This window comes from Catenulispora sp. MAP12-49 (assembly GCF_041262705.1).
Taxonomy (GTDB): Bacteria; Actinomycetota; Actinomycetes; order Streptomycetales; family Catenulisporaceae; genus Catenulispora.
Genome location: NZ_JBGCCP010000016.1, coordinates 184,567 through 209,982, shown reverse-complemented (window position 1 = coordinate 209,982; position 25,416 = coordinate 184,567). Strand labels below are relative to the sequence as shown.

General features: G+C 72.1%; 17 protein-coding genes and 1 tRNA gene. 5 read left to right on the top strand and 13 right to left on the bottom strand.

Translation table 11 applies throughout. From position 1 onward, the window contains the following. Positions 1-31: 31 nt before the first annotated feature. The 3 genes from ABIA35_RS27415 (at position 32) to pruA (ending at position 3,029) form a co-directional block, all read left to right on the top strand. The gene (locus ABIA35_RS27415; RefSeq protein WP_370342093.1) at positions 32-526 is read left to right on the top strand and encodes a hypothetical protein; all 495 of its coding nucleotides are present in this window, start codon (positions 32-34) and stop codon (positions 524-526) included. 105 nt (positions 527-631) lie between these two features. Then, the gene (locus tag ABIA35_RS27410; protein WP_370359810.1) at positions 632-1,285 is read left to right on the top strand and encodes an HAD family hydrolase; all 654 of its coding nucleotides are present in this window, start codon (positions 632-634) and stop codon (positions 1,283-1,285) included. A gap of 85 nt (positions 1,286-1,370) precedes the next feature. Then, positions 1,371-3,029: an L-glutamate gamma-semialdehyde dehydrogenase gene (gene pruA, locus ABIA35_RS27405; RefSeq protein WP_370342089.1), complete on the top strand. Its 1,659-nt coding sequence runs from the start codon at positions 1,371-1,373 to the stop codon at positions 3,027-3,029. 13 nt (positions 3,030-3,042) lie between these two features. On the opposite strand, the gene ABIA35_RS27400 is transcribed toward pruA, so the two are convergent. Next, complete coding sequence (locus ABIA35_RS27400; protein ID WP_370359809.1) at positions 3,043-3,522, bottom strand: MarR family winged helix-turn-helix transcriptional regulator; 480 nt, start codon at positions 3,520-3,522, stop codon at positions 3,043-3,045. An 84-nt stretch (positions 3,523-3,606) separates the two neighbouring features. Here ABIA35_RS27400 and ABIA35_RS27395 point away from each other — a divergent pair, with 84 nt between their 5' ends. Continuing rightward, positions 3,607-5,064, top strand: coding sequence for an MFS transporter (locus tag ABIA35_RS27395; protein WP_370359808.1), 1,458 nt, complete (start codon positions 3,607-3,609; stop codon positions 5,062-5,064). A 159-nt stretch (positions 5,065-5,223) separates the two neighbouring features. Further along, positions 5,224-7,662 carry an ATP-binding domain-containing protein gene (locus tag ABIA35_RS27390; protein ID WP_370359807.1) on the top strand — a complete coding sequence of 813 codons (2,439 nt, stop codon included), beginning with the start codon at positions 5,224-5,226 and terminating at the stop codon, positions 7,660-7,662. Positions 7,663-7,692: 30 nt separating this feature from the next. On the opposite strand, the gene ABIA35_RS27385 is transcribed toward ABIA35_RS27390, so the two are convergent. The 12 genes from ABIA35_RS27385 to ABIA35_RS27330 form a co-directional block, all read right to left on the bottom strand. Further along, positions 7,693-8,634, bottom strand: a complete 942-nt coding sequence (locus ABIA35_RS27385; RefSeq protein ID WP_370342084.1) for a zinc-binding dehydrogenase — start codon at positions 8,632-8,634, stop codon at positions 7,693-7,695. Between the two features lie 138 nt (positions 8,635-8,772). Next, entirely contained in the window at positions 8,773-9,927 is a 1,155-nt protein-coding gene (locus tag ABIA35_RS27380) for a ribonuclease inhibitor (RefSeq protein ID WP_370359806.1), read from the bottom strand. A gap of 14 nt (positions 9,928-9,941) precedes the next feature. Further along, positions 9,942-11,384: an SDR family NAD(P)-dependent oxidoreductase gene (locus tag ABIA35_RS27375; protein ID WP_370359805.1), complete on the bottom strand. Its 1,443-nt coding sequence runs from the start codon at positions 11,382-11,384 to the stop codon at positions 9,942-9,944. A 233-nt stretch (positions 11,385-11,617) separates the two neighbouring features. Continuing rightward, positions 11,618-11,700: transfer RNA gene (locus ABIA35_RS27370), tRNA-OTHER, on the bottom strand. A 2-nt stretch (positions 11,701-11,702) separates the two neighbouring features. Next, on the bottom strand, positions 11,703-13,469 hold the full coding sequence (locus tag ABIA35_RS27365) for an AAA family ATPase (protein WP_370342130.1): 1,767 nt from the start codon (positions 13,467-13,469) through the stop codon (positions 11,703-11,705). Between the two features lie 233 nt (positions 13,470-13,702). Beyond that, positions 13,703-15,124 (bottom strand): hypothetical protein, encoded by a 1,422-nt coding sequence (locus tag ABIA35_RS27360; RefSeq protein WP_370359804.1) that lies wholly within the window; start codon positions 15,122-15,124, stop codon positions 13,703-13,705. Beyond that, the gene (locus ABIA35_RS27355; protein WP_370359803.1) at positions 15,121-16,533 is read right to left on the bottom strand and encodes a hypothetical protein; all 1,413 of its coding nucleotides are present in this window, start codon (positions 16,531-16,533) and stop codon (positions 15,121-15,123) included. Before ABIA35_RS27355 ends, ABIA35_RS27360 begins: the two co-directional genes overlap by 4 nt. After that, a complete protein-coding gene (locus ABIA35_RS27350; RefSeq protein ID WP_370359802.1) occupies positions 16,530-19,085 on the bottom strand; it encodes a hypothetical protein in 2,556 nt (851 codons plus the stop codon). Before ABIA35_RS27350 ends, ABIA35_RS27355 begins: the two co-directional genes overlap by 4 nt. 196 nt (positions 19,086-19,281) lie before the next feature. Then, positions 19,282-20,103: a PadR family transcriptional regulator gene (locus tag ABIA35_RS27345; RefSeq protein ID WP_370359800.1), complete on the bottom strand. Its 822-nt coding sequence runs from the start codon at positions 20,101-20,103 to the stop codon at positions 19,282-19,284. Further along, positions 20,104-20,985, bottom strand: a complete 882-nt coding sequence (locus ABIA35_RS27340; protein WP_370342073.1) for a DUF4097 domain-containing protein — start codon at positions 20,983-20,985, stop codon at positions 20,104-20,106. 137 nt (positions 20,986-21,122) lie between these two features. After that, a complete protein-coding gene (locus ABIA35_RS27335; RefSeq protein WP_370342071.1) occupies positions 21,123-21,296 on the bottom strand; it encodes a DUF6104 family protein in 174 nt (57 codons plus the stop codon). Positions 21,297-21,400: 104 nt separating this feature from the next. Continuing rightward, positions 21,401-25,216: a multifunctional oxoglutarate decarboxylase/oxoglutarate dehydrogenase thiamine pyrophosphate-binding subunit/dihydrolipoyllysine-residue succinyltransferase subunit gene (locus ABIA35_RS27330; protein WP_370359799.1), complete on the bottom strand. Its 3,816-nt coding sequence runs from the start codon at positions 25,214-25,216 to the stop codon at positions 21,401-21,403. Positions 25,217-25,416: the final 200 nt, after the last annotated feature.

Below are 25,416 nucleotides of genomic sequence, written 5' to 3'. Positions count from 1 at the left end.
CCACCGCACCGCCGAAGGGGATAATGGCGCAATGCGCGTCTACCTTCCCGCGACCCTGTCAGTGCTCGCCGAGCTCCACAAGACGGGGGTGGTCGCCCCGGCTCCGCTGACGGCGTACGCCGTCACGCCGGCACTGCGCGAGTGGTACACCGAGGGGGACAGCGAAGAGCTGGAGTACGCCGCCATGACCGACGCCGCGCGCGCCTCGCTGCGTCTGCTGGCCGACGCCCCGGACGCGCCCCGCCGCCGCGTGGTGGTGGCCGCCGAGGTGCCCGACGCGCACGCCCAGCCGGTCCTGGAGGGCGCCGAGCCCGGCCTGGTCCGGGTCGCCGCCGAGATCCCGCTGTCCTGGGTGGCCTCGCTGCACGTCGACGACCCCGCGGTAGTCGACGAGGTGGCGCTGGCCGTGGTGCTGCTCGGCGCGGCCGAGGCCGGGGACGAGGACGCGTCGTTCACCGTGGACGGGATCGACGACCACGAGCTGCTGTGGTACGCCACACAGGAGCTTCCTGACCTGCTGGGTTAAGGAGGCCGCCATCCCCGCTCCACAAAACCGGTTGGCCTCCGCCGATAGCCTGTCCGGGTGACCGTGCCGCAGATTCAGAAGCCATTGCACCAGGTTCAGAAGCCATTGCACCTCGTCTGGGACTGGAACGGCACCGTCCTGAACGACTTCGAGATCATCCTGCGTTCGACGAACGACTCCTTCGCCGACCACGGCCTGCCGCCGATAACGGCCGACCAGTACCGCACGCAGATCAAGATGCCGATCCGGGCCTTCTACGCCGACATCATCGGCCACGAGCCCGAGGACGAGGAATGGGAGGCGCTCGACGCCACCTTCCACAAGTACTACGTCGCCTACGAGCGCGAGGCGCGGCTGTCCGACGGTCTGCCGGACCTGTTCAAGGACTGGTCCGGGCGCGGGCACTCGCAGTCGCTGCTGTCGATGTACCACGACGACAAGCTCGTCCCGGTGGTCCGGCACCACGGCATCGCGGGCCACTTCGCGCTGGTCCAGGGCACCACGCCACCGCGTCCGGCGCGCAAGGGCCTGCACCTGCTGGACCACCTGACCCGGCTGGACATGGACCCGGCGCGGGTGGTGCTGATCGGCGACTCGCCGGACGACGCGGCGGCCGCCGCCAGCGTCGGCGCGCAGGTGATCCTGTACTCCGGCGGGTTCGCCGCCGCGCAGTCGCTGCAGGCCGCCGGGGCGCCGATCGCGGACAGCCTGACCGCCGCGGTGGCGCTGATCGACGAGGTCATGGCCGCGCGCGACTGATTCCACCGGTCCATCGATTTCCATCGGTCCATCGATCGGCGCACCCGTGTGGCAGCCCCAGCGGCGCCGCGATGGGATGCGGATCATGGCCGCGCACGCGAACGAGGACGTCACCGGCGTCACGAAGGTCCCCGTCCCCTCGAACGAGCCGGTGCTCGGCTACGCGCCCGGCAGCCCCGAGCGCGCGGCGCTCACCGCGGAGCTGGCCGGGCTCTCCGCGCTGCGGCACGACCTGACCGCGACCATCGGCGGCCACCAGCGCCACGGCGGCGGCGAGCCGGTCGACGTCGTCCAGCCGCACAACCACAAGGCCGTCCTGGGCACCCTGCACAACGCCACGCAGGACGACGCCCGCGCCGCCGTCGCCGCCGCCCGGGAGGCCGCCCCGGCCTGGCGCGCTCTCTCTTTCGACGACCGCGCCGCGATCCTGCTCAGGGCCGCCGACCTGCTGTCCGGGCCTTGGCGGGCGAGGCTGAACGCGGCGACCATGCTCGGCCAGTCCAAGACCGCGGTGCAGGCCGAGATCGACAGCGCCTGCGAGCTCATCGACTTCTGGCGCTTCAACGCCGGGTTCGCCCGGCAGATCCTGGCCGAGCAGCCGCCGGAGAACGCCCCCGGCGTCTGGAACCGCACCGACCACCGGCCGCTGGACGGCTTCGTCTACGCGATCACGCCCTTCAACTTCACCGCGATCGCCGGCAACCTGCCGACCGCCCCGGTCCTGATGGGCAACACGGTGATCTGGAAGCCGTCGCCCACGCAGCAGCTGGCCGCGCACTTCACCATGCGGGTGCTGGAGGCCGCGGGGCTGCCGCCCGGGGTGATCAACATGCTGCCCGGGGACGGCCTGGCGGTCTCCGAGGTGGTGCTGGCCGACCCGCACCTGGGCGGCATCCACTTCACCGGCTCGACCGCCACCTTCCAGCACCTGTGGCGGACCGTCGGCGAGAACATCGCGGCCTACCGCGCCTACCCGCGCATCGTCGGCGAGACCGGCGGCAAGGACTTCGTGCTGGCGCATCCCAGCGCGGACAAGGCGGTGCTGAAGACGGCGCTGACCCGCGGTGCGTTCGAGTACCAGGGCCAGAAGTGCTCGGCGGCGTCGCGCGCGTACGTCCCTCGTTCCATCTGGAAGGACCAGGGGCTGCGCGAGGAGTTCTCCGCCGAGGTCGACGGACTGAGCATGGGCGACCCGACCGACCTGGCGAACTTCATGGGCGCGGTCATCGACGCGCGGGCGTTCGCCAAGCACCGCCGGGTGTTGGACATCGCGCACAGCGACGACACCATCCGCATCACGGCCGGCGGCAGCGCCGACGACTCGGTCGGGTACTTCGTGCGGCCGACGGTGATGGTGTGCTCGAACCCCGAGCACGAGATCTTCTCCACCGAGTACTTCGGCCCGCTGCTGTCGGTCTACGTGTACGACGACAACGACTACGACCGCGTCCTGCACGGCGTCGAAGGCGTCACCGACTACGCGCTCACCGGCTCGATCATCGCGCAGGACCGCGCGGCCGCGGCCGAGGCGATGAGCGTGCTGCGTTTCGCCGCCGGCAACTTCTACATCAACGACAAGCCGACCGGCGCGGTCGTCGGCCAGCAGCCCTTCGGCGGCTCGAAGTCCTCCGGTACGAACGACAAGGCCGGGTCGGCGCAGAACTTGATGCGGTGGACGTCCACGCGCTCGATCAAGGAGACGTTCGTCCCGCCGACGGACTACCGCTACCCGTCCATGGGCTGAGCGGCCGGGAGCGCTATGCGCCCCACTCCTTCGAGGCGTCCTTGGCCATGGCCACCACGGAGGTCAGGAAGTCCGCGATGGTCTCCAGCTGCGGTGTGTCGTAGCGGTCCAGCATCTCGGTCGCCAGGTTGTTCATCCCGGCGAACAGCCGCACGATCTCCCCGACGCGCTCGCGGACCGGCTTGATCAGCACCACGCGGCGGTCGTCGGGGTCGCGCTCGCGGGTGACCCAGCCGGCCTTCTCCAGCTTGTCCAGGATCCCGGTCATGGTCGCGGGGTGCATGCCGAGGCGCTGGCCGAGGGCCTTGGCGCTCATCGCGCCGTCGCGCATCAGGACGTCCAGGGCCTTCATCTCGACGTCCCGCAGCCCCACCTGCTCGCCGGCCCGCAGGTTGAGCACCGTCATCACCACACCCATCTCGCGGATGGTGTCCGTGATCTGGTTCATCGTGCGCCGGCGCTCGCGGGAGCCCGCGGCGTCGGGCTCCGGCATCCGGCTCGATGATACGGAACTCATATGATACCTTCTTCGTAACGTACGAAACTCAAAGTAAAAGCGTACCGGAGGGGGTCTCCCGTGTCTGCATCCTTCCTATCAACCGGCAGAGGCAAGCTCATTCTGCTGCTCTTGTGCGGTGTCGCGTTCCTGGATCTGGTCGACGCCTCGATCGTGAACGTCGCGCTGCCCTCCATCCGCCAGGATCTGCACTTCAGCACCCAGGGTCTGCAGTGGGTGCCCAGCGGCTACCTGCTCACCTACGGCGGGTTCATGCTGCTCGGCGGGCGTGCCGCCGACCTGTTCGGCCGGCGCCGCGTGCTGGTCACGGGGACCGTGGTGTTCGGAGTGGCGTCGCTGGCCGGAGGCTTCGCCGACAGCGCCGGCCTGCTTGTCGGCGCCCGGCTGGTCCAGGGCGTCGGCGCCGCCTTGATGATGCCCGCCGCGCTGTCGTTGCTCACGACCACCTTCAAGGAGGGCGCGGACCGCACCAAGGCGTTCGGCGCGTGGGGCGCGGTGGCGGGCCTGGCCTCCGCGGTCGGCGTGCTGGCCGGCGGACTGCTCACCGACGGTCCCGGCTGGCGCTGGGTGATGTTCGTGAACCCGCCGTTCTGCGTGGTGATCCTCGTCGGCGCGTTCCGGATGTTCGAGACCGACGGCAAGCGGGTCTCGCTCAAGGGCCTGGACCTGGTCGGAGCCTTCCTGGTCACCGCCGGGATGCTGCTGCTGGTGTTCGGCCTGGTGAAGGCGCCCGACCAGGGCTGGGGTTCCAGCCGGACGGTGCTGGAGCTGGCCGGGGCCGGGGTGCTGCTGGTGGTGTTCGTCGTCAACGAGCGCTTCAGCCGCGATCCGCTGCTGCCGCTGTCGGTCTTCCGGATCCGCGGTCTGGTCGCCGCGGACGTCACGCAGCTGGTCGGGGTGGCCGGCTTCATCTCCATGTTCTTCTTCCTGACCCTGTACATGCAGAACGTCGAGGGCTGGTCGCCGATCCGCACGGGCCTGGCCTACCTGCCTATCACGATCGGCGTCGGGATCGGGGCCGGCATGGCGCCGAAGGTGGTGGCCAAGGTCGGCACCCGGCCGGTGGTGGTGTCCGGGGCGGCGATCGCCTCGGTCGGCATCTTCCTGCTGGCGCGGCTGAAGGTGCAGGGCTCCTACGTCAGCGGCCTGCTGCCGGGCATGGTGATCATGGCGGTCGGACTCGGCCTGCTGTTCGTGGCGATCTCCACGGCGGCCAACGCCGGCGTCCCGCACCACCAGGCGGGCCTGGCCGCGGCGCTGCTGAACGCCTCGCAGCAGATCGGCGGCGCGCTGGGGCTCGCGGTCTTCGCGGCGGTCTCCACGGCGCGGCTGAACCATGAGCTGAAGCAGGGCGCGCAGCCGTCGGCGGCGTTCACCTCCGGGCTGTCCTGGGCGCTGACGTCCTGCGCGATCGCGGTGGCGTGCGCGGCGGTCATCGCGCTGCGGACCCGCAACGTGCACAGCGAGGCCGAGGCCGAAGCGCTGGCGGAGGTGGAGGAACTCGTCACAGCCCGCTGAACCGGCAAGCCCCGCGCAGGAGCAAGCCCTGGAAATCAAGACGAGAAACAAAACGAGCCCGAAGGCTCTGCGACGGCATCTGCTATCGTAGAGTTTTCGGGCACACTTGTTTAACCAGAAAACTGGTACGTGCTTGAGTCTGAGGCATCGGGAGGCGTTTTGTCAAGGGGCACGGAAGAAATCCTCCACGAACAGCGGTACCTGGACTTCCTGTACAAGCGTCTCGACGCTCTGCGCGGCCACGCCGAGGACCAACTCTCCGGCGTGTTGCTCGCCGGCACCGGCACCCAGCAGGCGCGCACCGAGCGCGACACGCTGGCCACCGCCGGGTCGGTGCGGATCGCGCAGCTGGACGCGGCCGAGGAAGGACTCTGCTTCGGCCGGCTGGACCTGGTCGAGGGCGAGCGCCGCTATGTCGGCCGGATCGGCATCCTCGGCGACGACGGCGATTTCGAGCCCCTGCTGGTGGACTGGCGGGCGCCGGCGGCGCGGCCGTTCTATGTGGCGACCTCCGCGGCCCCGCAGGGCGTGCGGCGGCGGCGCAGCATCCGGACCCGGTTCCGGACCGTCGTCGGGATCGACGACGACGTGCTGGACCTGGACATCGCGGCCGAGGGCGACGCCTCCGGGCTGGTCGGCGAGGGCGCGCTGCTGGCCGCGCTGACCGCCGGCCGCACCGGCCGGATGCGCGACGTGGTGGAGACCATCCAGGCCGAGCAGGACCACGCGATCCGGTCGGAGCTGCGCGGGGTCCTGGTCGTGCAGGGCGGGCCGGGCACCGGCAAGACCGCCGTGGCGCTGCACCGCGCGGCCTACCTGCTTTATACCTACCGCGAGCGGCTGGCCAAGCGCGGTGTGCTGATCGTCGGGCCGAACCCGACCTTCCTGCGCTACGTCTCGCACGTGCTGCCGGCGCTGGGGGAGACCAGCGCGGTGCTGGCCACGGTCGGGGAGATGTTCCCGGGGGTGCGGGCCTCGCGCGCCGACGCGCCGGAGGTCGCCGAGATCAAGGGCCGGGCGGCGATGGCGGACCTGGTCGCCGGCGCGGTGCGGGCCCGGCAGCGGGTGCCCGAGGACGTGCTGGAAGTGGTCTACGAGGGCGTGAAGTACCGGCTGGACCGCCAGACCTGCGAGGCCGCCCGCGAGCTCGGCCGCAAGACCAGCCGGCTGCCGAACCTGGGCCGCAAGGCGTTCGCCGAGTACGTCATCGACACCCTCGCCGGGCAGGTCGTGGACCGGCTGAACGACGACCCGCACCGCCAGGAGACGCTGGCGATGGTGAACCTGATCGCCGAGGAGCTCGGCGAGGACCCCGCGGAGATGGCCGACGGTGTGTTCCTGGGCCGGGCCGACCGCGACCAGATCGCGGCGTCGCTGGCCGACGAGCCGAGTGTGCAGGAGGCGCTGGACTGGCTGTGGCCGCAGCTGACGCCGCAGCGCATGCTCGCGGAGCTGTTCGCGACGCCGGAGCTGCTGCGCGAGGCCGTGGAAGAGGTCGGCAAGTCGGTCGGCAATTCGGTCGGCACGGTCGGCGATTCGGTCGGCACCACGGCCGGCGGAGCGCCGCTGTTGACGGACGCTGAGATCGACCTGCTGGTCCGCACCCCGGGCGGCTGGTCGGCGGCCGACATCCCGCTGCTGGACGAGGCCGCGGAGCTGCTGGGCGACTCCGACACCGCCGAGGCCGCGGCCCGCGCCGAGGCCGAGCGCCGCGCCCGGATCGCCTACGCGCAGGGCGCCCTGGAAGTAGCCGAGGGCTCGCGCTCGATCGACCTGGAGGACCCGCGCGAGGAGATTGTCACCGCCGTGGACCTGGTCTCGGCCGAGATGCTGGCCGAGCGGTTCGAGGAGGTGGACGGCCGCAGCGTGGCCGAGCGCGCGATGGCCGACCGGACCTGGACCTTCGGGCACGTGATCGTGGACGAGGCGCAGGAGCTCTCGCCGATGGCCTGGCGGCTGCTGATGCGGCGCTGCCCGGCCCGCTCGATGACGCTGGTCGGCGACGTGGCGCAGACCGGCGACCCGGCCGGGGCGGCGTCCTGGGGCGGGGCGCTGGCCCCGCACGTCGGCGACCGCTGGCGGCTGGCGGAGCTGACGGTGAACTACCGCACCCCCTCGGAGATCATGGCCGTGGCCGCCGAGGTGCTGGAGCGCATCGATCCCGGGCTCAAGCCGCCGCGCTCGGTGCGCTCCAGCGGCGAGGAGCCCTGGCGGGTGTCGGTGCCGGCCTCCGGGCTGGCCGCGAAGGTCGCCGAGCTGGCGCTGGCCGAGGACTCCGCGCTGGCGTCCGGGGCGTCCGCGGCGGTCGGGGACACCGGCGACACCGGGCGCATGGCGGTGCTGGTGCCGGCCGAACGCCTCGCCGAGGTGGCGGCGGCGGTGGCGGCGCGGCTGCCCGAGGCGGGGTACGGCTCCGACCCGGATCTGGAGCGGCGCACCGTCGTGCTGCCGGTGCGCCAGGCGAAGGGGCTGGAGTTCGACACCGTGCTGGTCGTCGACCCGGCGGCGATCGCCACCGCCCGGCACGGCGAGAACGACCTCTACGTCGCGCTGACCCGGGCCACGCAGCGGCTGGGGATCATCGAGGTCGAGGACTGATCCCCACCCGGCCGCGGCGGCGGGGCCTTCTCAGACCGTGAAGACGATCTTCCCGAAGGCCTCGCCCTGCTCCATCCGCTCGAAACCGGTCCGGGCCTGGTCCAGCGGCAGCACCGAGTCCACGACCGGCCGGACGTCCGTGGTGTCGCACAGCCGGGCCAGCGCCTTGAGTTCGTCCAGCGAGCCCATGGTCGAGCCGACGACGCGCAGCTGCAGGAAGAAGATGCGGGTCAGCTCGGCCGGGGGCATCGCGCCGGAGGTGGCGCCGGAGATGACGATGGTGCCCTCGGGGCGCAGCGACTTCACCGAGTGCGCCCAGGTCGCGGCGCCGACCGTCTCCATCACCGCGTCCACGCGCTCGGGCAGGCGGGCGCCGGACTCGAAGGCGGCGTGCGCGCCGAGCTCCACAGCCCGCGCGCGCTTCTCCTCGCTGCGCGACGTCGTCCAGACCCGGAACCCGGCGGCCCGCGCCAGCACGATCGCCGCGGTCGCCACGCCGCCGCCGGCGCCCTGGATCAGGACCGTGTCACCGGGGCGCAGGCCGGAGTTGCGGAACAGCATGCGGTAGGCGGTGAGCCAGGCGGTCGGCAGGCACGCGGCCTGCTCCCACGACAGCGAGGCCGGCTTGGCGACCAGGTTGGCCTTGGGCACCAGCACCTTCTGCGCGAAGGTGCCGTCGTAGGCCTCGGTGAGGATGGACGGCTTGCCGTCGCGCGCGTCGATCACCGAGTGGATGATCACCTCGTTGCCGTCCTCGTCGAGCCCGGCGGCGTCGCAGCCCAGGATCATCGGCAGCTTGTCCTCGGTGATGCCCACGCCGCGCAGGGTCCACAGGTCGTGGTGGTTCAGGGCCGCGGCCTTCACCGTGACCGTGGTCCAGCCCGCGCGGGGCTCGGGCTCGGCGCGTTCCCCGAGCTCGAGGCCGGAGAGGGGGTCCTTGGAGTCGATGCGCACGGCGCTCACTGCGAACATGGGCCGAGCATAGACCGCGGGTGGCCGCGGGCCGCCGTGGCTGTGCGCGCCGTCACGGCGTCGTCGGCGGGGTCGAGCAGCCGGGTCGGACAGCGAGGTCCGGTAGCGGGGTCAGGCAGCAGAAGTCAGGCAGCAAGGTCAGGCCGGCGGCGCGGTCCGGTAGACGCTGCGGATCGCCCGGACGTCCGGCGCGACGTCGAACACTGATGCCGGGATGCCGGCGGCCAGCGCGGTGAGCTCCTTCTTGACCCGCTTGGCGATCCCGGTGCCGAGCGTGTAGCGGGTCGGTGTGGCAGCCCGCTGGGCGCCGGCCAGGAGCTTCAGCGCGCCGGGGCTGCCGAGGCCGGTGTAGCGCAGGTTGACGAACGCGAGACCGTGCGGCGCAGCGGAGAGGGCTTCGGCGATCGTCGCCGCGCCGGACTCGTCGAGCCGGTTGTCGTCGGCGGCCAGCACGGCGGCGGCCTTCACCCGTCCGGCGTCGAAGAGCTCGACGCCGGCTTCAGCAGCGGCCGCGACCAGTTCCGCGAGCGCCGCCGGACCGATGCCGTTGCTGGCCACCGAGACGCGGCGCAGCGCTGCGGGCGGTGCGGCGCGCAACGCCGCCGCCAGCGTCTGGGCCCCGGCGTCGCCGAGGTGCGCGGCCGAGACGTAGAGCTCTGCGACCGCGCCGGCGGCCAGCAGCCGGGCCAACTCCTGCGCGCCGTCGGCGCCGAGCCGGTTGCCGCTGACGTAGAGGCGTTCGATCGCGTGGGCTCCGCCGCCGGCCGCGATCATCGCGTCGACGAGCGTGGCGACGTCCGGCGCGGCCAGGCCGGTCTGGGTCAGGTCGATGGTGCGCAGCACGGTGCCGGCGCGCACCGTCTCAGCGACTGCGCGCACGCCGTCCGGGCCGATCGGATTGCGCTTGAGCCACAGCGCCTTCACCACGCCGGGGGAGGCGATCAGCTGGTTCGCGATCTCGCAGACCCCGCCGCCGCCGATGGTGTTGCAGCCCAGGTAGAGCGTCTCGACCCGGGACGCGACCGCCTTCGGGGCGACCGCGGCCACGCCGCCGTCGCCGAGCCCGTCGGTGCCCAGCAGCAGATGCTTCACCGGGCCGCCGCCCTCGGGCAGCGCGTTCGCGACCGCGGCGGCGCCGAGCGGCCCCAGGTCCTGCTTGCACATGTCCAGCCGGCCGTCGGGCAGCGCGGTCCCGGCCGGGAAGGCGGTCCGGGCGCTCACCGCCTCGCCGCGCCGCAGCCACGCCAGCACCGGCGCCAGCTCGTCGGCGGGGCGCGCCTGGAACCCGCTCATCCCGCTCACCCCGCTCACCAGGCCACCGCCCGGTAGTCCTTCAGGAACACGCCGGACAACGGCTCGCCCGCCTCGCCGCTGACGATCGGGTGATAGATCCGCGCCGCGCCGTCGATGATGTCCAGCGGAGTCCGGAAGCCGCTCTCGGCGTGCCGGGCCTTGCTCGGCATCGGCTTCTCGTCGGTGATCCACCCGGTGTCCACGCTGCTCAGGTGGATCCCGCGCCGCGCCAGCGCCTCGGCGCTGGTCCGGGTCAGCATGTTGAGCGCGGCCTTGGCCATGTTGGTGTGCGGGTGCCCCGCGGTCTTGTTGCGCACCTCGAACCGCCCCTCGACGGCCGTGACGTTCACGATGTAGCGCCGGGAGAACGGCGAGGCGGCCATCAGCGGCAGCAGCCGGTCGGCCAGCAGCGCGGGCGCGACGGCGTTGACCAGGTGCACCTCCAGCACCTCGACCGGATCCAGCTCGCCGAGCCTGGCCGACCACGAGTTGTGCGGCGAGGGGTCCGGGAGCAGGCCGTTCTCGTCGACGGCGAGCTCAAGACCCTGCGGAACCACCTCGGCACCGACGCCGTGATAGCCGGTGATCGGTGCCAGCTCCCGCAGCCCGCCTCGCAAAACAGCCGCCGCGGCCCGGTCGGCCGCGATCAGCGGCGCGTAGGAGGCTTCCGGCCGCCGCACCGTCTGCGCGGCGTTGTTGATCAGGATGTCCAGCGGCTCGCCGGCGGCCAGCAGACCGTCACAGAGCTCGATGACCTGGCGCGGGTCGCGCAGATCGAGGCCGGTGACGCTCAGCCGGTCGAGCCACTTGGCGCTGTCCTCGACCTCCCGGAAGCGGCGTATCGCGTCATGCGGGAAGCGGGTGACCACCCGCACCGAGGCGCCGTCCCGCAGCAGCATCAGCGCGACCTGGAACCCGATCTTCACCCGGCCGCCGGTGACCAGCGCGCGGCGGCCGTCCAGCGGGGTGCGGGCCGAGCGCCAGGCCAGGTTCTCGGCCGCGCAGGGAGGACAGAGCTGGTGGTAGAAGGCTGAGACCTCAGTGAAGTGCTGCTTGCAGACGTAGCAGCGGCGGGGGCGCAATAACGTTCCGACCGACGCCGCATCGCTTGCCGGGGCCGCCAAGTCATTCGCCACAGAGACATCACCCGGCGCCATCACCGGCATGCCAGCCTGCTGGTTCGCCTGCCCGATCGCCGCCGCCGGTCCACCCGCGGACGCCTCGCCGCCTGGCGCCACCAGCGCCGCATCCTCCCGCCGCCCCGCGGCCCCGGTCGCCGAAGCCGCCAGCACCGCGCGGTCGGCGGCCTCGCGCCGGGCCCGCAGTTCCTTCTTGCGCCGGGTCCGGCCGTAGCGCACGAAGGACTCCGCGATGCGTTCGGCGCGCAGCCGGGCCGGGTCGTCGATCGGCAGGCCCTTCAGGTCCGCCAGTGCACGGCTCAACTCGTCCAGGCCCATGCCGACCCCTTCCCTAGACGATTGATTCCTGGGGGTTCCGGCAAGCAGCACCGTACCTGACAAGCAGTCTCGCGAAACGGTTCAGCAGCAAGCATGGGCGTCACGGACGACCTCCCTCATCCTGGTTGGCTGTGGGTGGTCGGCCGGGGCGGCCAGGCGCCGCTGATCAACCACTGCGCCGAAGGCGCCAACGGATACAGCGCGCCGGTACCCCCAGGAACCAATCGTCTAGGTGGCCCCGGCCGGATTCGAACCGGCGTTCCCCGCGTCGCTTGAGTGGATCTGAGCGGTGCGCCTGCCTCTGCGCTACGGGGCCGCTCACGGAATCCTGGCGGAAGCCTGCCGCGCTCGGCAAGCCGCCAGCACACCGACCCAGAAGGCCTGCGCGTCCTCCGAGGCGCCGACCAGGTACGTGGCCCGCAGTTTCGGCGGCAGGTGCGCGGCCAGGCGGATCACCACCTCGCGCTGCTTCTTCAGCTGCGACAGCTCGGCGTTGGCGAAGACCTGGTGGACCACGTCGGAGGCGTCGTCGCCCTCTGCGTTGCCGGCCACCGCCAGCGCCAGGCGCCGTTCCCAGGAGTCGACGTCGGCGGCCAGCTCCTTCAGTCCGGTGCGCTGGGAGCCGGCCAGGCGGGCGGTCAGGGCGCCCAGCGGGACCGGGGCGTACTCGCCGTCGCCGAGGTAGACCAGACCCTGCTGGAGCGGCAGGCCGCGGCCGTGCAGCCGGATCAGGCGCTCCAGGGTGCGCTTGGTGATCCAGGCGCGGCCCTCGTCGTCGATGTCGTTCTTCCACCACTCCAGGACTGTCTCGGCGATCGGGCCGTACTTGGCGATCAGCCATTCGTTCGCCGGGATGTCCTCCGGGGTGATGTCCAGCGACGCGGTGAAGCGCGAGGCCTGGGCGATGTTGTTGCGGGACACCAGGAGCTTGCGGCCCACGTGGTACGGCGGGTTCTGCAGCGCGATCTGGGCGCGCAGGCCGCGGATCGGGCGGCCGGCCACCGACCATTCCTGGGTGATCTCCATCAGCCGGGCGAAGGCCGCCTTGTCCTTGGGCCGGTTGTACTCGTCCCAGACCACGGCCTTGGGCTCGTCCCCGGTGAAGCCGGCGGCCAGCAGGTTGTCCAGGGTGCCGTCGGGGGAGGGGACCGGGGCGCACAGGTCCTCGACGTTGGTCACCGGCAGCGAGAAGTACAGCGGGTCGCGCCGCAGCACCTCCTGGATCAGCGTCCTGACCACCTCGGTCTTGCCGCAGCCGGGCGGGCCCTGGACCAGCACGCACCACCGGTTCTTCAGCGCCGCGCGCACCAGGCGCCGCACCGGGTCGGCGATCGTGGCGCGGTTCGGGACGTTCAGCGCCCCGGCGATCGCGTCCAGGATCTCGGCGGTGCGGTCCACCTCCTTGGCCCGGGTGCCCTCGGCGGCCGGCAGCGCCAGCCGCAGCCGGGTGCCGTTGAGCAGCGGCAGGCCCCAGACCAGCGGGAAGCCCTCGGCGGCGTTGGCCAGGACGTGCTCCAGCGTGCGCGGGGAGAGCAGCCGGCGGATCTCCGGGGGCTGCGCGGCCCAGACCCGGAAGACGCCGGTCAGGTCGAACTGGCCGAACTTGCGGCGCAGCGCGTCCCGCCAGGCCGTGTCGTTCGCGGTCACCTTGATGGTGACCATCCGGTCCAGGATCGCGAAGTCGCTGCGCCGCGCCGCGGTCTCGGCCAGCGACTCGTTGTCGGCCAGGAAGACGCCGATGCAGCCCAGGGCCCGCAGGTCGTGCTCGCCGAGGGTCCAGTTGCAGGCGATCTGCATCAGCTGCGACTGGATCGCGGGTCCGGCCTGCAGCGAGTCGTCGATCAGCAGCACGAACCGGCGCCCCGGCTTGAGCTGGCGCATCACCAGCTGGCGCAGCACCAGCTCGCCGGTGCGCGGATCGCGGACCGGGGCGTTCACCAGCAGGTCGTCCGGGGCCAGGTTGGCGGCCGGGACGTAGACCAGCTCGGTGTCCTCGTAGGCGGCCTTGATGTGCGCGGCGAACGTGGCCGTCTTGCCGATGCCGTGCTCGCCGAAGATCTGCCCGGTCTGGCCCAGGTCGATCATGGCGTCGATGAACGCCTCCAGGGCCGAGGGCCGGGCCGCGGCGGCCCGGGCGCCGGCGGCGTCGCCCACACCGTCGCCCACACCGACGGTGTCGCCGCCGTTCTGGCGCGGCAGCGCGGGGTCGTCGCCCAGCCCGATGCCGATGCCGGCGCCAATGCCTATACCGGCGCCGGCGCCGAGGCCGAAGCCGTCGGCCTCCGGCGGCAGCGCGGTCTGGCCGGTGGTGTGCTCGCTCAACGGTCCCCCGTTCGTACCTTGTGACAGGCCATCTGCGGCGCATGGCCCTCGGGCCAGTCGTCGCCGTGCTCGGTGATCAGCCAGATCCACTTGTCGGGCTCGGCCGGCGTGATGTGCGGGGCCATTCCGTCGGTCACCATGATGACGGCGTCCAGCGTCTCGTCGAACGGCTCCCCGGTCCGGGCCGAGGGCGCGCGCCCCTCCAGGTAGTCCGCGACCGCTTGGAAGCTGGTCCCGCCGCCGCCGACCAGCGGGTCGCCCGGGGCGAAGGGCACCACCTCGGCGTCGAAGGACAGCCAGTGCGCCTCCACCCCGTCCAGCTGCCCGACCAGCGAGGCGATCCAGTCCACCACCGGCGGCGGCATCGACCCGGAGGCGTCCACCGCGATCGCCACCACCCGGTGCCGCTCCGGGCCGCGCCGGGACAGCGTCGGGTCCTCGCCGAGCGCGGCCAGCACCGCCCCGCGCTTCTTCGGGTACACCAGCCGCTCGCCCTCGGCCAGCTTGGAGGCCAGCACGTCGACCATCCAGCGCTGCCACCAGTCCACCCGCCGGGTCTTCTGGGTCTGGCCGCGGATCATCCCGGCGCCCATGTCGCCCCACAGCTTGGCGAGCCGGTCGGTGGCACCCTCGGTGCGGTCGATGAGGTCCAGCAGCTCCGAGCGCGCCTCGCGCACCCCGCGCTTGCCGGCCAGCAGCACGTTCGCCAGCACCTCGTTGCCGATCCGCTCGATGGTCTCGGCGTCGGCGAGCTCGTCCTGCAGCTCCTGCAGCAGCTCGTGGACGCACACCGGCGCCGGCGTCGGCGGGTGCTTCATCCGCCGCAGCTCGGTGTAGCAGCCCATGTCGGTGCGGATGAACTCCTCGTAGGAGAACGGGCTCAGGCCCTGCGCGGTGAGGTCCGCGTGGTAGCCGGCGAAGATCTTGCGCGGATCCACCCCGGTCGGCTCGCCGCCGTACACCGGCAGGCTGTCGCGGCGCAGCCGGGTCAGCGCGACGTGGTTGATGGTGCACTCGATGGCGATGTCGAAGACCGGGTCCTCGCGCAGCTCCGGCTCGGTGAACAGGTGCCGCTGGATCAGGTGCCGGGCCTCGTGGAAGAGCACGAACTTCACCCCGTCCAGCCCCAGCTCGACGAAGAAGTCCGGATTGAACAGCAGCAGGCAGGTGCCGTCCCCGGCCGCCATCACCGCAGCGGTCTCGATGGCGGTGGTGGGTATCTGGTGCGCGCACTTGGAGTAGATCCACCCGGCGATGGCCGAGGACTCCATGCCGAAGTCGACGAGCGCCGCCTCCTTGAGCCGCACCGCCTCCGCGATGGTCTCCGGCTCCGCCGGTTGCCACGCCGCCAGGGCCTTGCGGTCGGTGGCGCTGACCGGCAGGCGCCGCGAGCGGCGGTCCGACTCGTTGGTCTTCATGTGGCGTCCTCCTCGGCGGTGTACTCGGCGGCGGTGTTCTCGGCGGTCGGCGGCGTGGTTTTCGTGCTCTGGCTCAAGTCTTCTCTCTCGCGGCCCGCCGGTCGAACCGATTGCCCCGTTGCCCATTGCGCGAGTCCGAGAACCGCCGCGGCTTCCTCATCCGATGATCCGAGCAGCGCCCGCCACCGATCCAGCCGGCCGTCGAGCCGGCCGCGCACCGCGTCCTCCACCGGCCACTCGGTCAGCGAGTCCTGAGGCGGCGTCGGAGGCGGGCCCGGCGGGTTGACGGCTTCGGCGGCGGCGATCAGCGGCGCGACGCCGCCGCCGGCCATGGACTCCCGGACCGCCGGGTGCACCAGCAGCTCCAGGCCGCCGGCGGCGGCCAGCTCCAGGCTCCACACCGGCTCCGGTCCGGCCAGTTCCGCGAGGCGGCGGTAGGCGATCATCCGGAACGGCGCAGACGTCGCCTTGCGCCCCAGGACGGTGAGCAGCCAGTACAGCTCCTCGGCCGTCTCGGCCTCCGCCAGCACCGCGTGGACCTGCTCGGGCGTCGACTGGCCGAGTCTGCTGGTCTTCCACGGGTCGGCGGACGCGTCGAGGCTGCGGTAGACGCGCAGCCGCAGGGCGAGGTCGTCGTGCGCGATGGCGATGTCCTGCGTGATCTCCGGGCCCAGGTCGCGGTCCAGCAGCTCGTGGGCGACCGCCACGGGCTTGTCGCCGTTCGAGCACAGCGAGCGGCGGGCGAAGTCGGATCCCTCGGGCCCGAAGGCGTACTCCAGATAAGCGGGGTGATAGGGAGCGTGCTTGAGGAGCCCTTGGAGCATCCCCTCGGACCGGGGCTCGGTGTGGATGAGAACGTCCGTGACGACATCCGGCGGCGCGAGGGCGAGCAGCACACCCGGCAGGAACAACTGACCCGGCAAGCGGAATCGCATGACGCCTGCGGGCATCTCGGACTCCGAGGCCCAGCCCGCAGCCTGGTCGAGCAGGTCGGTGAGGGACCGCGGCCAGGTATCGACCAGTCTCAGGACGCCGTACCAGCGCCACGGGTCGGATCCGAGCGCCGTCGCGAGCGCGGCGGACAGCCGCCGGTTCAGCTCGGCCCGCGGGCGGCCATAGGGGGTGATGCCGCCGTGCAGCAGAACCTCATAGGGCGCGCGAGCCGCGAGGCGCACTGCGTCCTGGGTGGCGCCGGGCTTGTCCAGGACAGGCTCGGTCTCCCGGCGCGGGCTGAGCAGGGCGTGGCGGAGGGCGTCACGGTCCGGCGGGACGGTGCTCAGCTCGGGATCGCAGTGTTCGCAGGCCAAGCCCGCGGCCAGTTCGGCGTCGGACAGCAGGGACAGGACCGGGGCGACGTCCTCGGGACGCGCCGCGTGCAGCAGGTTCAGGACCCGGGCCGGGGCGTTCACGCGGTGGAAGGCTTCGGGGGCTCGCTGCGGGGGAGTGGCGGCAGCAGAGTCGGGGTCTGGCTCAGGCGGGGCCGTGCCTGCCGTGCCGCCTGTGCCTCCCATGCCTCCCATGCCTCCCGTGGCGCACGAGCCGGCGGCACGGCCGCGTCAAAGCCCTGCCGAGGCTGCGGTACCTGCGGCGCTTCGCTTCCCTCGAACTCCGCGAGCAGCCCGTACAGCGTGACCCCGGGCTCGGCGAGCCGCGCCCAGCGCTCGGGGCGGCCGTCCAGATGCCTGCGGACGCGCTCGGCGGTGTCGGGCCGGGACGGTTGGAAGCCCGCGTCCCACTCCGCGCTGACGCGCTCCGGCTCCGGCCGCGCTATGCCCTCCGCCATGGCGCGCAGAGGCTCGTCGCTATGCGCGTTCATGGAGGCGCGGACGGCCTCGTGCATGCGCTCCAGGCTCCCGGCACGCTCCAACTCCAGCGCCCACACCGGCTCCGGCCCGGCGGCCTCGGCCAGGCGCGCGTAGGCGACGATGCGCCGGTCGGTCTGCAACGAGCGGTTGCTCCGCCGCAGGACGGTGTGCAGCAGCTCAGGGTCACGCGATTCCAGCACCGGCTGCAACAGCGCCGGCTCCGCATAGCGCGTCACCAGCCGGCGCACCAAGCCCGGATACACCCCGCCCACGGCCTCGGACCGCACCACCGCCGCGATCCGCAACTCCAACGACGCCAACGGATGCAGATACACCGCGGCCAAGACGCCGGGCTCCGCGGGCTCCCGATCGGCCAGCCGCCACAACGTCCCGACCGTCGCCGCCGGATTGCGCGCCGCCGCCAGCCGCATGGCCGACGTCCCATGCGGGCCGAGCGCCAGGTCGAGCAGCCAGCGCGGCTCGGGGCCGCGGTCCAGGACGCGGGTGAGGACGCCGATCAGCGCACGAGTCTCAGGGTCGGATGCTTCCGCCGCGCCAGCCGGCGACTGCTCCTCCGCCGCGCCGGCTGGCAACTGGCCCTCGACCGCGCCAGCCGGCGACTGCTCCTCGGCCACCGCCAGCGCCGCCGCGACCACCTTCGCGATCACCTCCGCCGGCGCGACCTCCAACACCACCGCCGCCGCATCCACCCCGCGCGGCCACCGCGTCCCGCGCCGTTCCGGCAGCGGGGCTCCGGCGTCGACCGCCTCCAGCAGTCCGCCCGGTCCGCCCAGGCTCCCCTCCCAGGCCGCCACCCGGGTCAGCACCTTGAGCCAGCGCGCCGGATCCGGCCCGATCGTCTCGGCTATCGCAGCGCGCAGGTCGGCCTGGTACCGCTCCTCGGCCTCTGGCGGGATGCGGACGAAGTGCGGGGCGAAGCTGTTCTTGCCCTTCGCCGTGTAGTACTCCGTCAGCCCCGGCGGCGTGGGCAGCGCCAGGGCCAGCACGTCCGCCGCCGGCTCCGCGTGCGCCACCACCTCCGGTGCGCTCAGCGAACCGTGCAGGAGGCCGCGCCGCAGTAGTTCGCGCGTCGCGAAGTGCCGCGTCGCCGGGTTCAGGCTCCGTGCGGCCTCGCTCGCCCGCCGCAGCGTCCCGGTGTCCGGCCGCGCCGTCCAGAACACCGCGCGCGGGTATCGCTCCTCGAACGTGGGCCGCACGTCCGCCGGCACGTCCTCGCGCGCCGCCGCCTCGTCCAGGCCGCGGGCCGTGCCCTGTCCGGCCTGGGTGTCCTCGTCGCCCTCGCCGACCACGTCCGCGTACGCCAGCACCTCGTCCCACGGCACCGCGTAGAGCTGCGAGCCGATGTTCGGGGCGGTCCAGGACTCGGCCTCGTCGATCCGCGGCAGCAGGGCGATGCGCAGCCGCCGCGAGGCCTTCGCCAGCTCCGCGTCGTCGCCGGTGTCCCCGAACGCGAGGACCGCCTCCCACCCCGGGACGTAGTACGACGACCCCGAGGCCATCGCCGCGGTGATGATCTCGCGCAGGCCGTCCTCCCACAGCGAGCTGAGAAGCCCGTGGTCGCGCAGCGTCCGCAGCCCGCGCGCCACGGCCGCCATCTGCCCCAGCCGAGCGGCCAGTGGCAGCGCGGTCGCCGCCAGGCCCGGATCGTCCGCGGAGCACGCGGCGACCGTCAGATCGGTCTCGACCCGCGCCGGCATCGGCGTGTGCCGTCCCGCGTGCCGCCGCTCGGCCCGCGCCACCTGGTTCCGCAGGAACCTCTTGACGCCCGGGGCGATCACCGCGTTGCCATCCGCGTCGCGCCGGTCCCGCACCAGCGCCGCCAGGATCCAGGCCCGGGGCCGCTTGCCCACGGTCCGCACCAGCGCCTCGTCCACCGCCGGGTCCGCCAGCCGGATCAGCGCGCGCAGCACCGCGTCCGGATCGGCCGCCGTCTCGTCGTTCACCGCGCGCCGGGCGAGCGCCACCGCCGGTGCCGAGGCACGCCGGCCGAGCACCGCGTCGCTCACCGCCACGGACAAGGGCAGCGAAGCATCCGCGATCCCCGCGGCGAGTTCCTCGTCGCCGAGGCCGCGCAACAGCGCCGACGCCTCGTCCCGGCCCGCGAAGTGCACGGCGTCGATGAGTCCTGCGACCACGATGGCTCCCTCCCAGGAGTCATGATGCCGCATGGGCCCGACGGCCGGACAAACGGCGACGGCGCGCGCCGCGGGACCGAAGTCCCGCGGCGCGCGCCGCCACCCCCTCCTGCTTTCCGGGCCGTCCTGGAGAACCTGTGGGCCCGGTTCGGCCTGGCGCCCGAACCGGGCCCGGCCTGCTCGTGTCCGGCGGGTGTCAGCCCCGGAAGATGTCCCGCAGCTCCCGGGCCGCCCGCTCCAGCACCTCGCGCGCCGCGTTGAGCTGGTCCTGGGTCACCGGGATGTCGGCCTGGTGCTCGCGCGCCATGGTCCGCACCTCGTCGCGGAAGCGCATGAACGTCGCGCGCAGCTCGTCCAGCTGCTCGCGGTCGGCCCGGTCGCGGGTGCGGCGGCCGGTCCAGTCGTCCACGCTGTCCTGCGCGAAGCGCTGCCAGCGCGAGGCCTCGTCCTGCCAGTGCTCGCGCCACTGCGCGGCCCACTGGTCCTTCCACTGTTCCTTCCAGTCGTTCTGCGCGCGCTTCCACTCGCGCCACTCGTCCTTGCCCCACTGCGAGCGGTCCGCGGGCGGGTGCGGGAGCGGGCCGCGGCCCTTCTTGGACTCGCTGCGGGACTCGTTGCGAGCTTCGGTGCGGGCCTCGGCGGCGGCGGCGCGCAGCTCCTCCTGGATGTGCCGGGCGGATTCCTTGACCTCGTCGCGGATCTCCTCGGCCAGGCTGCTGACCGACTCGCGGATCTCGGTCTCCAGCGCGTCCATGTCGTCGGCGCGCGCGGCGAGCTCGGTCCGGCCGGCGTCGGTGATGTGGTACACCTTGCGGCCGCGCTCGTCGGTCTCGTGCCGGATCAGGCCCTCGCTCTCCAGGCGCGACAGGCGCGGGTACACCGTGCCGGCGCTGGGCGCGTACAGGCCCTGGAACCGCTCCTTGAGCTGCTGGATGATCTCGTACCCGTGCTTGGGGCTCTCGGCGAGCAGCTTCAACAGGTACAGCCGCAGCCGTCCGTGTCCGAAGACGGGTGCCATCTAACGATCCTCTCCATCTTCGCCGTCGGCGTCCGCGCCCAACAGGGCGGGGTCGACGGCCCTTCTCAGCAGCGTCATGTCACCGGACACCGCCCGCGCCTTCAGCCTGCCCTGTCCGGTGCCCAGACGTCCGGACAACTGCCGCGGCTTGGTGAAGGGGATCTGCTTGTTCCCGAACAGCGCCTGGGAGTCCAGCCCGTCGAAGGTGGTGACGGTGCGGCCGCTCATCGTGGACATGTCCACCTCCAGGTTCGCGTTCTCCGGGGCGCGCACGATGACCTGGCCGGAGACCACGTTCAGCTCCAGGCGCGGGGCGTCGCTGCCGTCCTCGAGGTCCACCGTGATCGCACCCGACGTGGTGCCGGCCTTGATCGTGTTCTGCGTCCCCAGGGCGATCACGGTGATCGGCCCGGAGACGGTGTGCGCGCTCAGGTCGTCGGTGACGCTCTCGGCGGTGATCGCGCCGGAGACCGTCTTGACGTCGGTGGGCCCGTGCAGCTGGGCCAGGGTGATCTCGCCGGACACGCCCTGGACCCGGGTCCGCTCGTGCAGGTTGGACACCACCAGGGGCCCGGACACCACGGTGACGTCCACCAGGCAGTCCGGCGGCACCTGGATGGAGATGTCGGCCTCGATCTTGCGGCCGTGCATCAGCCAGCCGAGCACGTTCGGCCGGAACTCGCCGTGCCGCACCGTCAGCTCGCCGTCCTCGGCCGCGACCACCAGGGGCTCCTCGCCCTTGACCCGGGTCACGTCCACCACGGCCGCGCCGTCCTCGCCGGCGCCGACCACGTCCACCCGGCCCGAGGTGGTGACGACTTTCAGCCGGTGGATCCCCTCGAAGGCGAGCCTGTCCGGCCCGCTCAGCTCGTGTCTCGTCATCACCTGGGCCCTTTCACGATGTATCGCGTCTCTGGAGAAGACGATATATCGCGTTCGTCGCGAGGGCAAGTGCCCACCCGTCTCCCACCGCCGCCCGTTACGGAGACGCTACGCGTCGCAGAGATTTCTGGGGGGCCTCAGTCCTCGTCGTCCAGCCGCGCCAGCCAGGTGGCCAGCCGGTCCACCGCCGTCTCGAACTCCGGGTTCAGATCGGTGAAGGTGCGCAGCTGCTCGGCCAGCCAGGAAAGCGACACCTCCTCGTCTCCGCGGCGCTTGTCCAGCTCCTCGATGCCCCGGTCCGTGAAGTACATCGTTCTTCCGTTCCCTATGAAAGAGCTCTGAGTTTCTATGCGTTTCTATACAAAGGGGTGGGACCCGCGCCGCAGCGCGGATCCCACCCCGTGTCGGTTTTCCGTCAGCCGGTGAAGGCGTCCTCGACCAGCTGACCCTGCTCAACGGCGTGCCGCTTGCCCGAGCCCACCGCCGGGGACGAGGCGGCGGCCCGCGAGACCACCGTCAGGCCGCGGCCCAGGGCCGCCGGCAGGTTCATCGCCACGAACGGCCACACGCCCTGGTTGGCCGGCTCCTCCTGGACCCAGCGCAGGTCCACGTCCGGGCCGTAGGCGGCCAGCACCGCGGCGATCTCGGCGGCCGGCAGCGGGTGCAGCCGCTCCACCCGCACGATCGCGGTGTCGGTGATGCCCGCCTTGGCGCGCTTGGCCGCCAGCTCCCAGTAGAGCTTGCCGGAGACCAGCAGCACCCGGCGCACGCCGGCCGGGTCGACCGTGACGTCCGGCAGCACCGGCTCGAAGCGGCCGGAGGTGAAGTCCGCGACCGGCGAGACGGCGTCCTTCAGGCGCAGCATCGACTTGGGCGTGAAGACCACCAGCGGCTTGTGCGCCGGATTGTGCGCCTGCCAGCGCAGCAGGTGGAAGTACGACGCCGGGTTCGAGGGCATCGCCACGGTCATGTTGTTCTGCGCGCACATCTGCAGGAAGCGCTCGGGGCGGGCCGAGGAGTGGTCCGGGCCCTGGCCCTCGTAGCCGTGCGGCAGCAGCAGCACCACGCCGGAGCGCTGGCCCCACTTCTGCTCGCCGCTGGAGATGTACTCGTCGATGACCGACTGCGCGCCGTTGACGAAGTCGCCGAACTGCGCCTCCCACAGCACCAGGGCGTTCGCGCGGGCCACGGAGTAGCCGTACTCGAAGCCCAGGGCCGCGTACTCGCTGAGCAGCGAGTCGTAGACGGTGTACTTGGCCTGCTCGGAGCTCAGGTTCGACAGCGGGGTGTACTCGGTGGCGTTCTCCCGGTCCACCAGCACGTGCTGGCGCTGCACGAAGGTGCCGCGCCGGGAGTCCTGGCCGGCCATCCGGACCGGCACGCCCTCCATCAGCAGCGAGCCGAAGGCCAGGGTCTCGCCCATGCCCCAGTCGATCTTGTCGTCGGTGATCATCTGCGCCCGCTTCTGCAGCGGCTGCAGCACCTTCGGGTGCGGGGTGAAGCCGTCGGGCAGCGAGACCTGCGAGTCGGCGATGACCTTGACGGTCTGGTCGGTGATCGCGGTCTCCACCTGCGCCGGGTAGGGCTGCACGTCCACGGCGAAGGTCGCCGACACCGGGGCCTTGGAGACCTCCTTGGTCTCGGCGAACACCCGCTCCAGCTGGCCCTGGTAGTTGCGCAGGGCCTCCTCGGCCTCTTCCAGGGTGATGTCGCCGCGGCCGATCAGGCCCTCGGTGTACAGCTTGCGGACGCTGCGCTTGGCCTCGATGAGGTTGTACATCAGCGGCTGCGTCATCGACGGGTCGTCGCCCTCGTTGTGGCCGCGGCGGCGGTAGCAGATCATGTCGATGACGACGTCCTTGTTGAACGCCTGGCGGTAGTCGAAGGCCAGCTTGGCCACCCGGACGCAGGCCTCGGGGTCGTCGCCGTTCACGTGGAAGATCGGCGCCTCGATCATCCGGGCCACGTCGGTGGCGTAGATCGAGGAGCGCGAGGAGGTCGGCGAGGTGGTGAAGCCGACCTGGTTGTTGATCACCAGGTGCACGGTGCCGCCGGTGCGGTAGCCGCGCAGCTGCGACAGGTTCAGGGTCTCGGCCACCACGCCCTGGCCGGCGAACGCGGCGTCGCCGTGGATCAGCAGCGGCAGCACGGTGAAGCCGGCCGAGGCCTTGTCGATGATGTCCTGCTTGGCGCGGACGATGCCCTCCAGGACCGGGTCCACGGTCTCCAGGTGAGAGGGGTTCGCGGCCAGGGTGACGGCGATCTCCGAGCCGTCCAGCGCGGTGAAGCTGCCCGAGGCGCCCAGGTGGTACTTCACGTCGCCGGAGCCGTGCATGGACTTGGGGTCCAGGTTGCCCTCGAACTCGCGGAAGACCTCGGCGTACTCCTTGCCGACGATGTTCGTCAGCACGTTGAGCCGGCCGCGGTGCGCCATGCCGATCGCGACCTCGTCCAGGCCGGACCGGGCGGCGTCGGCCAGGATCTCGCCGAGCAGCGGGATCGCCGACTCCCCGCCCTCCAGCGAGAAGCGCTTCTGGCCCATGAACTTGACCTGCAGGAAGGTCTCGAAGGCCTCGGCGGCGTTCAGGCGCTCCAGGATGCGCAGCTGCTCGGTGCGGTCGGGCTTGGCGTAGCCGTGCTCCACCCGGTTCTGGATCCACTTGCGCTCGTCCGGGGACTGGATGTGCATGTACTCGATGCCGATGGTGCGGCAGTAGGAGTCGCGCAGCACGCCCAGCACGTCGCGCAGCTTCATCAGCTTCTTGCCGCCGAAGCCGCCGGTGGCGAACTCGCGCTCCAGGTCCCACAGGGTCAGGCCGTGGCTGACCACGTCCAGGTCCGGGTGCCGGCGCTGCTTGTACTCCAGCGGGTCGGTGTCGGCCATCAGGTGGCCGCGGGTGCGGTAGGACTCGATGAGCTCCTGCACGCGCGCGGTCTTGTTGATGTCGTCCTCGTGCGAGGCCGAGATGTCCTGGATCCAGCGGACCGGCTCGTAGGGGATGCGCAGCGACTCGAAGATCTTGTCGTAGAACCCGTCCTCGCCCAGCAGCAGCTGGTGGATGATCCGCAGGAAGTCGCCGGACTGCGCGCCCTGGATGATCCGGTGGTCGTAGGTCGAGGTCAGGGTCATGACCTTGCTGACCGCCAGCCGGGACAGGGTCTCCTCGCTGGTGCCGGAGTACTCCGCCGGGTACTCCATGGCGCCCACGCCCAGGATGGTGCCCTGGCCCTTCATCAGGCGCGGCACGGAGTGCACGGTGCCGATGGTGCCCGGGTTGGTCAGCGAGATCGTGGTGCCGGCGAAGTCGTCCGGGGTCAGCTTGTTGTTGCGGGCGCGGCGGACCACGTCCTCGTAGGCCTGCCAGAACTCGCGGAAGTCCATGAGCTCGGCGCCCTTGATGGAGGGGACCAGCAGCTGCCGGGTGCCGTCCGGCTTCACCTGGTCGATGGCCAGGCCCACGTTGACGTGCGCCGGGGTCACGACCGCCGGCTTGTTGTTCTCCGTGGTGAACGAGCGGTTCATCTCCGGCATGGCCTTGAGCGCCTGCGCCAGGGCGTAGCCGATGATGTGGGTGAAGGAGACCTTGCCGCCGCGGGCCCGCTTCAGGTGGTTGTTGATGACGATCCGGTTGTCGATCAGCAGCTTGGCCGGGACGGCGCGCACGCTGGTCGCGGTCGGGACCTCCAGGGAGGACTCCATGTTGGTGACCACGCGGGCCGCCGGGCCCTTCAGGACCGCCGTGGTGGTGCCCGCGGCGCCGCCGGCCGGGGCCGGGGCGGCGGTGGTCGCCGCGTCGCGCGGGACCTGGACCGGGGCGGGGGCGGGGGCGGGGGCGGGGGCGGCCGGGGCCGGGGCCGGAGCCGCGGGCTGCGCGGCGGGGGCCGGAGCCGGGGCCGGCACGGTCGCCGTGGCGGCCGGGGCAGCGGCGGCGGGGGCGGGAGCGGTCTGAGAGGCGGCCGATGTGTCGGAGGTCACAGTCACTTCGGGGTTATCAACCTTCGCAACGGGGGCAAGAGCCTGCGCGGCGGCAGAGCTGTCCGTGGGCTGGTAGTCGTTGAAGAAGTCCCACCACGCGCGGTCCACGCTCTCGGGGTCGCGCAGGAACTGCTGGTAGATCTCGTCCACCAGCCACTCGTTCGGGCCGAACTCGGCCAGGGTGTGCCCCGGCGTGGAGCCCGGCGTACCGGCAGTCTGATCGGTGGTTGCCTGCTGCGACGGCTGTGGCGACACGGCGGTTTCCGCCCTCTTCCGCGTGGGTGCGTATAGGAGTGCACGGCGGCTACGACCGGGGCTCGGTCGTAGACGTATAGCGGTCATCCAGGCTACGCCGATGTGCGGCCTTATTGCAGTCGCGCCCCGGGTTCGAGGCACTGATCACACCGGCCGACGCGGAAAATCCCTCTATCTGACTAGGGCCAGGTGGCAGGCGC

Coding starts and splice junctions, on each gene's coding strand:
- ABIA35_RS27415 (WP_370342093.1), top strand. CDS start 32: ATGCGCGTCTACCTTCCCGCGACCCTGTCAGTGCTCGCCGAGCTCCAC.
- pruA (WP_370342089.1), top strand. CDS start 1,371: ATGGCCGCGCACGCGAACGAGGACGTCACCGGCGTCACGAAGGTCCCC.
- ABIA35_RS27400 (WP_370359809.1), bottom strand. CDS start 3,522: ATGCCGGAGCCCGACGCCGCGGGCTCCCGCGAGCGCCGGCGCACGATG.
- ABIA35_RS27385 (WP_370342084.1), bottom strand. CDS start 8,634: ATGTTCGCAGTGAGCGCCGTGCGCATCGACTCCAAGGACCCCCTCTCC.
- ABIA35_RS27380 (WP_370359806.1), bottom strand. CDS start 9,927: ATGAGCGGGTTCCAGGCGCGCCCCGCCGACGAGCTGGCGCCGGTGCTG.
- ABIA35_RS27375 (WP_370359805.1), bottom strand. CDS start 11,384: ATGGGCCTGGACGAGTTGAGCCGTGCACTGGCGGACCTGAAGGGCCTG.
- ABIA35_RS27365 (WP_370342130.1), bottom strand. CDS start 13,469: ATGATCGACCTGGGCCAGACCGGGCAGATCTTCGGCGAGCACGGCATC.
- ABIA35_RS27360 (WP_370359804.1), bottom strand. CDS start 15,124: ATGAAGACCAACGAGTCGGACCGCCGCTCGCGGCGCCTGCCGGTCAGC.
- ABIA35_RS27345 (WP_370359800.1), bottom strand. CDS start 20,103: ATGGCACCCGTCTTCGGACACGGACGGCTGCGGCTGTACCTGTTGAAG.
- ABIA35_RS27340 (WP_370342073.1), bottom strand. CDS start 20,985: ATGACGAGACACGAGCTGAGCGGGCCGGACAGGCTCGCCTTCGAGGGG.
- ABIA35_RS27335 (WP_370342071.1), bottom strand. CDS start 21,296: ATGTACTTCACGGACCGGGGCATCGAGGAGCTGGACAAGCGCCGCGGA.